Below are 12,736 nucleotides of genomic sequence, written 5' to 3' on the forward strand. Positions count from 1 at the left end.
TGCGCCCCGGCCCTATTGTCATCCCGGCGATCTCGCTTCCGGTCGATACGGGGGTGGATGGGCCGGAAAGCGAGGCGGCGCATGCCGGTCGAGACGGATGGGCCGGACGGCCCCGATGCGCTGTTCGACGGCGGCGGCCTCGACGAGGTCGAATGGCTCGAACACGCCGACGGGGACGAGGTCGCCGCAGGTCCCGCCGCCCTTCCCGCCGGCCCGACCCGCCGCCGCGTCGCCGGCTCGCTGCTGCTGGCCGGCGCCGTGCTCGCGGCCACCGGGTACGGCGCGGCCGGTGTCTACCACCGTGACCGTGCGGCCGACCTCGTCGCCGAAGCCGCGGCCGACGAGCTGATCCTGGCCGCGCCGACGTCCGGCGGCATATCCCTGCCCGGACTCGACGGCCTCGGCCCGGCCCTCGCCCGGACCAGTCGGCTGAGCACCGAGATCGCCGTCCCGCTGGTCAATCGCGGCCCGGCCGCGGTCACCCTGCTGCCGGGCGCGACGCTGCTCGGTCCGGGCCTGACGGCCTCTCACCTGGGCGGCGACGACGCGACCGTGCTCGGACCGGGCCGGTCCACCGTGCTGCGCGGCTCCGTCACGGTGGACTGCGCCGAGAGCGGCGCGGCCCGCGACGCCGCGGCCGGGACGAGTCTGACGATCAGCGCCCGTACCTCCGGCGGCGGGCTCGGGGTGGGCACGGTGACGTTCGCGGGCTCCGCCGCGGGCTCGGTGCGCGACCGCGTCTGCGCCGTGCGCGACGGCGGGTAGGCGTCGGCCGGTCCGCGACCGGGCAGATTATCAGTGAACTGACTGGCCGGCCGGCACCGCCGCCGGCCTCGGGCCGAACGGAAGGAGGCTGAGCCGGTGATGGAAGAGACCGAGATCGAGATCGAGTTCCTCGAGTCCGAGCCGGATCCCGACGCGCGGCCGCTCGGGCCGGCGGACGGGTGGCGCCGGCCGGCCGCGTTCGTCCTGGCGCTCGGGCTGTGCGTCGGCGCGGCGTCGCTCGCGGGCGTCCGGGCCTACCGCCACGACCGGGCCGCCGACCGGGCCGCGGCCACCCTGGTGCTGCGGGTGCAGGCGACCGGCGACCCGGTCGGCCTGCCCGGCGCCGCGACGCTGGGCAGCGCGGATTCCTGGGGTGGCGACCCGAGCACGACGGTGGAGGTCGACGTCGTCAACCGCAGTCCGGATGCGGTGACCCTGCTGCCGGACGCGGTGATACGCGGTCCGGGCGTGTTCTCGGCCAGCCTCGCGCCGAGCGGCGGCGCCAGGCTCGAGCCCGGCGAGGTCGGCCGCCTCGTCGGCACAGCGCGGGTCGACTGCACCCTCCCGTCGGCGGCCGGGGTGGGCCGGGACGCGCAGAGTACCCTGCTGGTGCGCGCCCGGCTGGCGGACGGCTCCGTGGGCACCGCGCCGATCGGCTTGAACACCGGCGGCGAGTCGGTGCGCGAGGAGATCTGCCTGCAGCAGGGCGCGACGGTGGCGTCCGGCAACTTCGCCGAGTCGGCCGACCCGCTCCGGCACACGTTCACGATCTCACTGACAGCCCGCTCGCTCCTCAGCAGCCCCCTGTCGTATACCCTCACGTATCAGTATTCAGATGCGTCCCGGAACGGCGCCGCGGCAGTCGTGCCGAACACCGCCCTGGGAGCGCCGGCACCGGCCGGAACGATCGCCGGGCTGCTCGTGCCCGAGGGCCGCCTGGCCGGGGGCTTCACCTGGCCGGTGACGCAATGCCCGCTCGCCCTGCCCGAGGAGAACGTGGACGTGGAGCTTCAACTCATCGTGACCGACTCGGATCGCAAGGTGCTGCTGCAGGCGGACGAGTTCGACCTGTCCCTGCTCGCCGCGGCTGCCTGCGGCCAGTTCAACTAGGGCCGGGCCGATGGCAGCGGACTACGACGGCGAGGACGAGCAGGTCGAGTTCCTCGACCTCGGCACCGGCGGCGGCCCGGACGGGGACGGCGCCGACGAGGTCGACTGGCTCGAGGAGGCGGACGGCGAGGAGCGGGTGGCCGCCGGCCGCGACCCGCGGCGGCTGCCCCCGCGGGCGACCCGCAACCGGGCGCTGGCCTCGGTGCTGTCGCTGGCGGTGGTGCTGAGCGCGGCGATCGGCGCGGGGACGGCGGCTTACGACCGGCACCAGACGGACGTGCGCAGCGCGAACCTGGTCAGGCTCGCCGCCTCTTCCACCGCCCCTTCCATACCCGGCCTGACCGAACTGGCCTTCGCCCCGAAGTGGCACGCCATCCTGTCCGAGCAGGTGGTCGTGCCGGTGGTGAACAAGAGCCCGCACCCGATCACGCTGCTGGACGGCAGGCTCACCGAGACCGGCCTGCGCGGCGCGCCGACGCTCAAACCCGTCGGCAAGGCAGTCATCCCGCCCGAGGGCACCGGCGAACTGGGCGGCATGGTGACCGCGGACTGCACGGCGGGGTTCAGCGACATGTCGTCCGGCGCGAATCCGCAGTCCTCCGCCGGTCTCGACGGCACGACCACCGCCATGGCCTCCGTCATCGACACCGCCTCCCTCGACGCGGGCGACCTGACGAAGATGCGGGAGAGCATGGGCGCGCTACAGGTGCAGGCCCGCAGCGTGAGCGGGCACCTCGGCGAGCAGACCATCTTCCCGGAGCAGGCCGTGGGCAACACCGCCGACCGGATCTGCTCCCAGCAGGGCCGGAAGGTGGCGCAGCTGAACAAGGTGACGACGTCGGTGGATCCGAGCGCCCACACGTTCACGGTGAGCGTGACTGCGAAGTCGCTGGCCGACACCGCGCTGGAGTACGTCAGCAGCGCCGGCTTCGAGACTCTGCCCGGGGCGCTCGGACTCGAACTGGCCGGTGATTTCAGCCCCTCCAGCCAGGACGACCTCGTCCAGCCGGGCGGCTCGTTCACCGTGTCGTTCCAGATGACCGTCGTGACCTGCCCGACCTCGGCCACGTTCCACCAGGACCAGATCATGCTGAACGTGACGTTCCTGTCCGACGACTTCATGCTCTCCGGCGTGAACGAGTCGGTGGCCGCCCGGCCGCTCATCTACGGGGCCTGCGGACTCCCCGCCGACTGGCAGGGATAGGCCCGTGCGTCAGACCGCCGGCGGATCAGTCTTCGGTCTCTGTCTCGGTCTCGGCCTCGTCGGCGCCCTCGTCTGACGGAGCGTCCAACTCCAGTGCCAGCTGCGATTCCTCGCCCGCGCCGTCCCCGGCCGCCGCGCCGCCCGACCCGCCGAGCATCGCCAGCACCTCGTCGGCGTACCGCTCGAGCTTGGCCGAGCCCACGCCCGGGATCCGGGAGAGCGCGGCGCGATCGGCCGGCCTGCCCTCGGCGATGGCCGTGAGCGTGGCGTCGGTGAAGACGCAGTAGGCCGGCAGCGACTGCTCCTTGGCCTGTTCCGAGCGCCACTCGCGCAGCCGCTGGAACAGCGCCTGGTCGAGATCCGACGGGCAGTCGGCGCAGCGGCCGAGCTTGCGGTCCACCGCCTCGATCAGGGCCTTGCCGCAGACGCGGCAGCGCACCGGGCCGGACCGCTTGGACTTGCCCTGCTCCTGCAGCCCGCGCCCGGAACCGCGGCGCAGCACGCCGCCGGCCGAGCTCTCGGCCCGCGCCTCCTGCGCCTCCTTGAGCGAGTCGAGGAAGCGGGACGGCCGGCGCGAGGCCCGGCCGCCCGGGGTGCGCGCCAGCGCCCAGGACAGCGCCAGCTGCTCGCGCGCCCTGGTCACCCCGACGTACAGCAGCCGCCGCTCCTCCTCGACCGCCTCGTCCGTCTCCGCGTACGTGATCGGCAGCAGACCCTCCGTCAGGCCGACGAGGTGCACCGCGTCCCACTCCAGGCCCTTGGCCGAGTGCAGCGACGCGAGCGTGACGCCGTCGACGACGGGCGCGTGCTGCAGGGCCGCACGCTCCTCGAGCTCGTGCACGAACTCGGCCAGCCCGGCCCGCGGATGGGCGCTCTCGTACTCCTCGGCCAGCGCGGCGAGGGCGGCCAGCGACTCCCAGACCTCGCGGGCCCGGCCGGATCCGGCCGGAGCGCCGGGCGTCCAGCCGTTGCCGGAGAGCACCGCGCGCACGGCCGCGGCCAGGCCCGAGCCCGCCTCCTCCGGCTCGCCGGCCGCGGACTGCTCGGGGACCTCGGCGCCGCGGGCGGCACCGCGCATCAGCAGCACCGACTGGCGCACCTCGGGCCGGTCGAAGAAGCGCTCGATCCCGCGCACCACGTACGGCAGGTGCCGGTCGGCCAGCGCCTGCTCGTACACCTCCGACTGCGCGTTGATCCGGAACAGCACGGCGATCTCGGCCGGGCGCACCCCGGAATCGATCAGGCTCCTGATGCTCTCGGCGACGCCCTCGGCCTCGGCGGCCTCGTCCGGGTACTCGGTGTAGCGCACGGCCGGGCCGGCCGGCCGCTGCGCGACCAGTTCCAGCCGGGCCCGTGCGGCCCGGCGCCCGGCCGCGGTCTCCTGCGGGATCGCGCCGAGCAGCGCGTTGGCCACGCCGACCACCTGCGGGGTGGAGCGGTAGTCGCGCACCAGCCGGATCACGGTGGCGTCGGCGTAGCGGTCCGGGAAGCCGAGCAGGTAGTCCGGGCTGGCCCCGGTGAACGAGTAGATGGTCTGGCTCGCGTCCCCCACCACGCACAGCGACTCGCGGGTGCCGAGCCACTGCTCGAGCAGCCGCTGCTGGAGCGGGTTGACGTCCTGGTACTCGTCCACGACGAAGTGCCGGTACTGCGAGCGCACCCGGTCCGCGATCTCCGGGCGGGACTCGAGCACGCCGATGGTCAGCAGCAGCACGTCCTCGAAGTCGATGAAGCCGCGCTCGCGCTTGTGCTGCTCGTAGGCCGCGTAGATCCGGCTGACCTCGGCCGGCTCGCGCGGCGGCACCCGCTGCGCCTTGGCCACCGCGGCCGGGTAGTCGTCCGGGGCGGTCTGGGTGGACTTGCACCACTCGATCTCGGAGGCCAGGTCGCGCAGCGCGGTCCGGTCGGTCCTGACCCGGCAGGCCGAGGCGGCCTCGGCCACCAGCGGGATCTTGGACTCGAGGATCCGCGGCGGCGGGCCGCCGACCGTCTGCGGCCAGAAGTACTGCAGCTGGCGCAGTGCGGCCGAGTGGAAGGTGCGCGCCTGCACCGCGCCGGCCCCGAGCCCGCGCAGCCGGCCGCGCATCTCCCCCGCGGCCCGCGCGGTGAAGGTGACGGCGAGCAGCTGGGAGGGCTGGTAGACCCCGGCCGCCACCCCGTACGCGATGCGGTGGGTGATCGCCCTGGTCTTGCCCGTGCCGGCGCCCGCGAGCACGCAGACCGGACCGTGGAGCGCGCGCGCGACCTCGCGCTGTTCGCGGTCAAGTCCGGCCAGGAGCTCGTCGGGATCAGTCATGCCCCGATTCTTCCAGGCGGGTCCGACAACCGTGGCGGGCGGGAAGAAAAAGCCCGGGACGGCGGTTGTATCCTGCGGTTTTCCTTCACCTGCGCGAGGAGTGTGTCCACGAAGATGACGGCCCAGATCACCATGTACTCGACCCCCTGGTGCGGCTACTGCAAGCGGCTCAAGAGCCAGCTGGACCGCGAGGGCATCGCGTTCGCCGAGGTCGACATCGAGCAGAAGCCCGAGGCGGCGGAGTACGTGATGAGTGTCAACGGCGGCAACCAGACCGTGCCCACGGTCGTGGTCGTCGGCGCGAGCGGCACCCAGACGGTCATGACCAACCCGTCGCTGGCGCAGGTCAAGGCCGCCTCGGCCTGAGCGCGCGACGCGCGGCCAGGCCGCCTCGGCCTGAGCGCGCGACGCGCGGCCGCGGCGCCCGCCGTGCGGCAAGCGACGATTAGCTCGATGGCGAGTTTCTTGACGTCGAGATGAATCTTCGGCAGACTACGGCCGAGGATTTATCTCGACGTCAAGAGATTTGGGGTGGACGGTGGGACTGGCCACGCACCTGCGCAACCCGCCCGGCGGCCGCGCGGCACGCACCATGCTCACCGCGTTGTTCGTGGACCGCACCGGTTCGGGCGTGTGGAACTCGGCCGCCGTGCTCTACTTCACCGTCGAGGCCGGCTTCGACGCACGGCGGGTCGGGCTGCTGCTCGGCACCGCGGCCGTGGCCGGGGTGTTCGGATCGCCGGTGGCCGGGCGGCTCGCCGGGAGGTATCCGGCCCGCACCGTGCTGATGGGCTGCCATCTGCTGCGTCTGTGCACGCTCCTGATCATCCTTTCCAGCACCTCTTTCGGCGTGCTGCTGCCGGCCGTCGCGGTCACGCTCTTCGGCGATCGCGCCGCGAAGATGCTCGAGATGCTCTTCGCCACGGAGGTCGCCGGCACCGAACGGGCGACCTACCAGGCCCTCTCCCGCAGCGTCTCCAACGCCGCGTTCGCGCTCGGTGCCGGCGTCACCGCGATCGCGCTCGCCTTCGGTTCGCGCGACGCCTACCGGGTGCTGATTCTGTTAGACGCGCTCTCGTTCGTCGTCGCGGCCGCCTTGGTTCGCCGCATCCCGACCTCGATCGCCACCACCTCCGTCGGCCTTGCCGGAAAGCCGGCGTCTCGTCAGGAGCCGTCTACCGCAACCGAGAATCCCTGGCGCGACCGCGGATACCTCACCTTCGTGCTCTTCGACGTCTTCATGTGCCTCGACGACTCGATCCTCAATGTCGGCCTGCCGCTGTGGCTGCTCACCCGCACATCCGCGCCGCACGAACTGGTGCCGCTGTTCCTCTTCGTCAACACGGTGCTCGTCGTCGTGCTGCAGATGCGCGTATCCGCGGCCACGCGAGGGCCGCGCGATGCGACCGTCGCCGTTCGGCGCTACGGGGTGCTGCTGCTCGCGTGCTGCGGCGCACTCGCGGCGGCGCCGTCATCCGGGCCCTGGTTCGGCTCTCTGCTGCTGATCGCAGCGGCCTGTCTGGTCACGCTCGCCGAACTCATGCGGTCGGTCAGTTCCTGGGAGCTGTCCGTCTCGCTCGCCCCCGCCTCCGCCCGGCCCGCCTACCTCGGCGTGGCCGGGATGTCGCAGGCCACGCAGAAGTGCCTCGGTCCGCTCGTGCTCACCGGCGCGGTGCTGGCCGCCGGGCCGATCGGCTGGCTCGCGCTCGGCGGCGTGGTGCTCGGGATCTCCGGCGCGCAGCGTCGCAGCTGCCTGAGCAAGCTGGAGCGGATCGAGCGCGCGGCCGCCCGCGCCGCCGCTCCGGCGGACGCGATCGCCTGACCGTTCGCAGAACTTCCCATGGACAGGGCAAGACGTAGACCGGCCAGGTGTGCTTAACTCTGTGCTCACGCCGGGTTCCGCCTCAATGTCCGAACCATCAAAGGACCTGATCCGACCGGCGCGAAGCGCGGCATCCCGCGCGCGAGGGGCACCACCTGCACCAACGCACCGCACACGCAACACGCACACCGTCGTACGTACCTGCTTGTGGGCAATGGGATGGAAACTCGTGGCCAGTGTCGAATTCGCGGAGGCATCGCACCGATATCCCGGCAACCGCAAGGCCGCCGTGGACAAACTGAACCTGTCCGTCGATTCGGGTGAGTTCATGGTGCTGCTGGGAGCCAGCGGCAGCGGGAAGACCACGGCGCTGCGGATGCTCGCCGGGCTCGAGCCGGTGGACTCGGGTTCGGTCTTCATCGACGGCCGGGACGTGACCGACCTGGAGCCGGGCGAGCGCGATATCGCCATGGTGTTCCAGAGTTACGCGCTCTACCCGCAGATGACCGTCGCCGAGAACCTCGGCTTCCGGCTCTCGCTGACCGGCGCCCCGCACTCCGCGGTGGCCCGCCGGGTCCGGCGGATGGCCGCGCAGCTCGACCTCACCCCGACGCTCGAACGGCTGCCGCGCACGCTCTCCGGCGGCGAGCAGCAGCGCGTCGCGATGGGCCGGGCCATGATGCGCGAGCCCCAGGTCTACCTGATGGACGAGCCGCTCGGCGCGCTCGACGCCAAGCTGCGGGCCGAGGTGCGCGGGCAGATCTCGAACCTGCAGCGGCGCCTGGGCACCACGATGATGTACGTGACGCACGATCAGACCGAGGCCATGACCATGGGCGATCGGATCGCGGTGCTGCGCGACGGCATCCTGCTGCAGTGCGACTCCCCGCGCGTGCTCTACGAGAACCCGTCGAACGCCTACGTCGCCGGCTTCGTCGGCTCCCCGCCGATGAACCTGCTCTCCGCGCGGGTCGAGCACGACTGGGCGCTGCTCGGCGACGTCGACGTGGTGGAGCTGCCGATCGGCCGGCGCATGGTCTCCGAGCTCGCCGGCCCGGAGGTGACGGTGGGCTTCCGGCCGGACAAGGTGCGCCTCGCGCCGCCCGGGCAGGGCCTGTTCGCGCACGTGGAGCAGGTGGAGAACCTGGGCTACGTCTCGTACGCGCACTGCAACGCCGGCCTCGGCGACCGCCGCCGGGACGTGATCGTGCGCTGCGAACCCGGGATGGCGCCGAACGTCGGCACGGCCGTCGGCATAGCCGTGGATCCGAGCGAGATCCACTACTTCGAGCCGACCACCGGCCGCAGGCTCTACGCCACCCGCTGACGGCGCCTTCCCCGAAGGTCCGTCAGCCCCCTGACGACGCGCAGCGAGCCGTCGGACACCCGTGGGCCGGTGTCCGCTGAGCCGCTGCGCCACCGAAAGCCGTCACGACCGCGGTGCCCGTAGCAACCGCGTGGCGACGGCACGACGCCGTCCGGCGATGGCACGCGCTCAGGGCGCGCTGTCGCCGGGCGGCGTCCTCGTTGCGTGGACCCGGGGCTCACTCGCCCGGCGGGGTCACCCAGTCCGCGCCGAACCAGTGCTCGATCAGCGAGCGGGCGATGGAGATCCGGCCCGACGGCACGACCTCCCCGGCGGCGATGGCCGCAGCGAGCTCGGCCCGGCTGAACCAGCGCACCTCCTGCAGCTCGTCGCCGTCCGCGCGCACCCGCTCCGGGTCGTCCACCACCGCGCGGAAGCCCAGCATCAGGCTGCACGGGAACGGCCAGGGCTGGCTGCCGAGGTATTCGACCTCGGTGACGGTCAGCCCCGCCTCCTCGTGCACCTCGCGCGCGACGGCTCCCTCGAGCGACTCGCCCGGCTCGACGAAGCCCGCCAGCACCGAGAACCGGTGCGGGTCCCAGGCCGACTGCCGGCCGAGCAGCAGACGGTCCTGACGGTCCGTCACCGCCATGATCACCGCCGGGTCGGTGCGCGGATAGTGCTCGGTGCCGCACTGCGCGCACCGGCGCACGTGGCCCGAGGCCGCGAGCTGAGTGCGGTGGCCGCAGCGGGAGCAGTAGAGGTGACTGCGGTGCCAGTACTCCAGCGCCACCGCGTGGGTGAGCAGGCCGGCGTCCCGGTCCGAGAGCAGCATGCCGACCTCGCGCAGCGAGCCGGGGCGGGCGTCTCCGTCCTGACGGCCCGGCAGAGTCTCGGCGGGTACGGCGAAATAGGCCACGCCGCGCTCGTCCCGGCCGAGGAAGTAGCGGTCCCCGTCGGGCGCGTCCAGCGAGGCGAGCAGCACCAGCCGGGCCGCCGGGGCCTCCGGGCTCTCCCCCGCGGCGGAGTCGACCTCGTCCACCACCAGCGCCCGGCCCTCGCTCACCACGAGCACCCGGGTGTCCGGGTTCGACCACGCGGCCGCGACGGCCGGCTCGTCGAGCCGCAGCTCCGCCTGCCGATCCACCCCTGAGCGTGCCAACGCCAGCCGGCCCAACCGCCCGGTCAGCACGTCGCGCGGATCCGCCATGCCGGTCCCCCCTGCTCTACCCATGCGTCCATTGTCCACCGTCGCCGTCCCGGGCCCGCCCACGATCTTGGGCCCGAGAGGTCAACTCCCCGGAGCGGGGTTTTGTTCCGGGGAGCAGACCAGTCGGTATCAGCGGAGCCCGTGCTCGGCCAGGTCCTCCCAGAGGTAGGCGGCCGCCTCCGCGCCCTTGAGCAGCAGGTCCAGGTCGACCTTCTCGTTCGGGCCGTGCCAGCCGTCGTCCGGCAGCGAGATGCCGAGGAAGACCACCGGCGCGCCGAGCACGTCCTGCAGGTCGGCCTCGGGGCCGGAGCCGCCCTCGCGGGTGTAGAGGATCTCCCGCGGCGTGGCCGGGTCCTCGGCGAACGCGCGGCCGAGCGCGCGGGAGACCGACTGCAGCGCCGGGTGGTCCAGCGGGGTCAGGCAGGGGCGCACGCCCTCGCCCTCGAAGCGCACCGCCGCGGTGATCCCGGCCGGCACCCGCTCGGCGATCCAGGTCTCGAAGGCCTTGGCCACGTCCACCGGCTCCTGCCCGGCCACCAGCCGGAAGGAGAGCTTGGCGTGCGCCTCGGAGGGCACGATCGTCTTGCCGCCGGGGCCGGTGTGGCCGCCGAAGATGCCGTTGATCTCGGCGGTCGGGCGCGCCCAGACCCGCTCCAGGGTGGAGTAGCCCGCCTCGCCGACCGGCGCGGTGGACTTGGCGTTGCCCAGCCACTCCTGCTCGTCGAAGGGCAGCTTCGCGAACAGCTCGCGGTCGACCTCGGACAGCTCCACGATCCCGTCGTAGAAGCCCGGCAGGGTCACCTTGCGCTCGCCGTCGTGCAGCTGCGCGAGCACTCGGACCAGCTCGGTGATCGGGTTCGGGATGGCGCCGCCGAACGAGCCGGAGTGCACGTCGCCGTGCGGGCCGGTGAAATCGACCTCGGCCGCGATCAGCCCCCGCATGCCGGTGCAGGAGGTCGGGGTGCCCTTGGCCCACATGCCGGTGTCCGAGACCACGACCACGTCGCAGGCCAGCCGGTCGGCGTGCTCGCGCAGGAGGGCCGGGAAGTGCGGCGAGCCGCTCTCCTCCTCGCCCTCCACGATCAGCTTCAGGTTGACCGCGGGCGCGGTGCGGCCGGTGGCGGCCAGGTGCGCCTTGAGGCCCAGGGTGTGGAAGAAGACCTGGCCCTTGTCGTCCGCGGCGCCGCGGGCGTAGAGCCGCCCGTCGCGCTCGGTCGGCTCGAACGGCCCGGTCTGCCACAGCTCGAGCGGGGTGACCGGCTGCACGTCGTGGTGGCCGTAGACCGCCACGGTCGGCGCGTCCGGATCTCCGGAGGGCCACTCGGCGAACACGGCGGGCAGGCCGGCGCCGCCGCCGGTCTCCCAGACCTCGACGACGGGGAAGCCGTCGGCGCGAAGCTTCGCGGCCAGCCACTGGGCGCTGGCGCGGACATCCGCGACCCGATCGGGGTCGCTGGAGATGGACGGAATGCGCAGCCAGTCCTTCAGGTCCTCGAAGAACTCGGCGGCGTTGTCCGTGACGAATTGCCGGATCTGAGCCATGGGGCACAGCGTAACGGGTGGGACCGACGTTCACCGTCCTACCGGGCACGGCGGGCGTCGGCCCCCGCCGGTCACTGCCGGTAGGTGGAAAGGAACCGGGCCAGTCCGTCTATGGCCGCCTCGAGGTCGGCCACGTGCGGCAGGGTGACGATGCGGAAGTGGTCAGGCTCCGGCCAGTTGAACGCGGAGCCGTGCATGACCAGGGTCTTCTCCGCGTTGAGCAGGTCCATCACGAAGCGCTCGTCGTCGGTGATCCGGTAGACCTTCGGGTCCAGCCGCGGGAAGGCGTAGATCGCGCCCATCGGCCGGGTGCAGCTGACGCCGGGGATCTCGTTGAGCATCCGCCAGGTCAGGTCGCGCTGCTCGTAGAGCCGGCCGCCGGGCTCGATCAGCTGGTCGATCGACTGGAAGCCGCCGAGCGCCGCCTGGATCGCGTGCTGCACCGGGACGTTCGGGCCCAGCCGCAGGTTGGCCAGCACCTCGAGGCCCTCGAGGAAGTCGCGGGCGTGCTCCTTCGGCCCGCTGATCACCATCCAGCCCATCCGGTAGCCGGCCGAGCGGTAGATCTTGGACAGGCCGTTGAAGGTGATGCACAGCAGGTCCGGGCAGGAGAGCGCGGTGGGCCGGTGCGCGGCGGCGTCGTAGAGGATCCGGTCGTAGATCTCGTCCGAAAGGACCATCAGCTGGTTGCGCCGGGCGATCTCGACCAGCCCGTCCACCGCGTCCTGCGGGTAGACCGCGCCGGTCGGGTTGTTCGGGTTGATGATGACGATCGCCTTGGTGCGATCGGTGACCTTGGCCTCTATGTCGGCGAGGTCGGGCACCCAGCCGGCCTGCTCGTCGCAGCGGTAGTGCACCGGCCGGCCGCCGGCCAGCGCCGTCGCGCCGGTCCACAGCGGATAGTCCGGCGCCGGGATGAGCACCTCGTCGCCCTGGTCGAGCAGCCCGTTGAGCACCATCGCGATCAGCTCGGAGACGCCGTTGCCGATGTAGACGTCCTCGATGTCGACGATCGGCAGGCCGCGGGTCTGGTACGACTGCGCCACCGCCCGCCGGGCCGAGGGCAGGCCCTTGGAGTCGCCGTACCCGTGCGATCCGGGCAGGTTGCGGATGATGTCGCGGATCAGCTCGTCCGGCGCCTCGAAGCCGAAGGGGGCGGGGTTGCCGATGTTGAGCTTGAGGATCGAGTGTCCCTGGGCCTCGAGCTCCTTAGCTCGCACAAGCACCGGGCCGCGCAGGTCGTACTGGACCTCGGACAGCTTTCGCGACTGCTTGAACTCCATCGGGCACCTCTCGCTCGTCAGACGGCGATCTCGTCCGGCTCGTGGGTCGTTTCTACCAGGTATGCCGGTTCTCACGCAGCGGTATTCCACCGTTGGGGACGGCCCGGGCAGGGGTGCGCCACGGCGCGTGCCCACCTGGTCGCGGCGCGTGTCGGCTCAGTCCGGCGGGTCGATCGGCGGCAGCCGGAAGGCCTCGGA

The 12,736-nt window shown here is 72.6% G+C and carries 10 protein-coding genes; 6 read left to right on the plus strand and 4 right to left on the minus strand.

What is annotated here, in order from left to right; all coding sequences use genetic code 11:
* Positions 1-81 precede the first annotated feature (81 nt).
* The 3 genes from ACTRO_RS20390 to ACTRO_RS20400 all read left to right on the plus strand — a co-directional run bounded on the left by ACTRO_RS20390 (position 82) and on the right by ACTRO_RS20400 (position 3,079).
* Positions 82-765, plus strand: a complete 684-nt coding sequence (locus ACTRO_RS20390; protein WP_034265277.1) for a hypothetical protein — start codon at positions 82-84, stop codon at positions 763-765.
* Positions 766-864: 99 nt separating this feature from the next.
* A complete protein-coding gene (locus ACTRO_RS20395; RefSeq protein ID WP_034265280.1) occupies positions 865-1,875 on the plus strand; it encodes a hypothetical protein in 1,011 nt (336 codons plus the stop codon).
* Positions 1,876-1,885: 10 nt separating this feature from the next.
* On the plus strand, positions 1,886-3,079 hold the full coding sequence (locus ACTRO_RS20400; RefSeq protein WP_034265282.1) for a hypothetical protein: 1,194 nt from the start codon (positions 1,886-1,888) through the stop codon (positions 3,077-3,079).
* Between the two features lie 25 nt (positions 3,080-3,104).
* Here ACTRO_RS20400 and ACTRO_RS20405 read toward each other — a convergent pair whose 3' ends face one another.
* Positions 3,105-5,375: an ATP-dependent DNA helicase UvrD2 gene (locus tag ACTRO_RS20405; RefSeq protein ID WP_063628040.1), complete on the minus strand. Its 2,271-nt coding sequence runs from the start codon at positions 5,373-5,375 to the stop codon at positions 3,105-3,107.
* 114 nt (positions 5,376-5,489) lie between these two features.
* On the opposite strand from ACTRO_RS20405, the gene ACTRO_RS20410 reads away from it, so the two are divergent.
* The 3 genes from ACTRO_RS20410 (at position 5,490) to ACTRO_RS20420 (ending at position 8,524) form a co-directional block, all read left to right on the plus strand.
* Positions 5,490-5,741: a mycoredoxin gene (locus ACTRO_RS20410; protein ID WP_034275854.1), complete on the plus strand. Its 252-nt coding sequence runs from the start codon at positions 5,490-5,492 to the stop codon at positions 5,739-5,741.
* A gap of 172 nt (positions 5,742-5,913) precedes the next feature.
* Positions 5,914-7,197, plus strand: coding sequence for an MFS transporter (locus ACTRO_RS20415; protein WP_211244356.1), 1,284 nt, complete (start codon positions 5,914-5,916; stop codon positions 7,195-7,197).
* Between the two features lie 229 nt (positions 7,198-7,426).
* Positions 7,427-8,524, plus strand: a complete 1,098-nt coding sequence (locus ACTRO_RS20420; RefSeq protein ID WP_034265285.1) for an ABC transporter ATP-binding protein — start codon at positions 7,427-7,429, stop codon at positions 8,522-8,524.
* 217 nt (positions 8,525-8,741) lie between these two features.
* Here the strand turns inward: ACTRO_RS20420 and nudC are convergent, their stop codons facing one another.
* The 3 genes from nudC to ACTRO_RS20435 form a co-directional block, all read right to left on the minus strand.
* Positions 8,742-9,713, minus strand: a complete 972-nt coding sequence (nudC, locus tag ACTRO_RS20425) for an NAD(+) diphosphatase (protein ID WP_051451117.1) — start codon at positions 9,711-9,713, stop codon at positions 8,742-8,744.
* 129 nt (positions 9,714-9,842) lie between these two features.
* Positions 9,843-11,255 carry a dipeptidase gene (locus tag ACTRO_RS20430; RefSeq protein WP_034265288.1) on the minus strand — a complete coding sequence of 471 codons (1,413 nt, stop codon included), beginning with the start codon at positions 11,253-11,255 and terminating at the stop codon, positions 9,843-9,845.
* A 71-nt stretch (positions 11,256-11,326) separates the two neighbouring features.
* Positions 11,327-12,538, minus strand: coding sequence for a pyridoxal phosphate-dependent aminotransferase (locus ACTRO_RS20435; RefSeq protein ID WP_034265290.1), 1,212 nt, complete (start codon positions 12,536-12,538; stop codon positions 11,327-11,329).
* Positions 12,539-12,736 lie beyond the last annotated feature (198 nt).

Origin of the sequence: Actinospica robiniae DSM 44927 (assembly GCF_000504285.1) — a bacterium.
In the GTDB taxonomy this organism is placed as follows: domain Bacteria; phylum Actinomycetota; class Actinomycetes; order Streptomycetales; family Catenulisporaceae; genus Actinospica; species Actinospica robiniae.

What these genes read in the sequence shown, in the direction of transcription:
- ACTRO_RS20390 (WP_034265277.1), top strand. Translation starts at nt 82, where the DNA reads ATGCCGGTCGAGACGGATGGGCCGGACGGCCCCGATGCGCTGTTCGAC.
- ACTRO_RS20395 (WP_034265280.1), top strand. Translation starts at nt 865, where the DNA reads ATGGAAGAGACCGAGATCGAGATCGAGTTCCTCGAGTCCGAGCCGGAT.
- ACTRO_RS20400 (WP_034265282.1), top strand. Translation starts at nt 1,886, where the DNA reads ATGGCAGCGGACTACGACGGCGAGGACGAGCAGGTCGAGTTCCTCGAC.
- ACTRO_RS20405 (WP_063628040.1), bottom strand. Translation starts at nt 5,375, where the DNA reads ATGACTGATCCCGACGAGCTCCTGGCCGGACTTGACCGCGAACAGCGC.
- ACTRO_RS20410 (WP_034275854.1), top strand. Translation starts at nt 5,490, where the DNA reads ATGACGGCCCAGATCACCATGTACTCGACCCCCTGGTGCGGCTACTGC.
- nudC (WP_051451117.1), bottom strand. Translation starts at nt 9,713, where the DNA reads ATGGCGGATCCGCGCGACGTGCTGACCGGGCGGTTGGGCCGGCTGGCG.
- ACTRO_RS20430 (WP_034265288.1), bottom strand. Translation starts at nt 11,255, where the DNA reads ATGGCTCAGATCCGGCAATTCGTCACGGACAACGCCGCCGAGTTCTTC.
- ACTRO_RS20435 (WP_034265290.1), bottom strand. Translation starts at nt 12,538, where the DNA reads ATGGAGTTCAAGCAGTCGCGAAAGCTGTCCGAGGTCCAGTACGACCTG.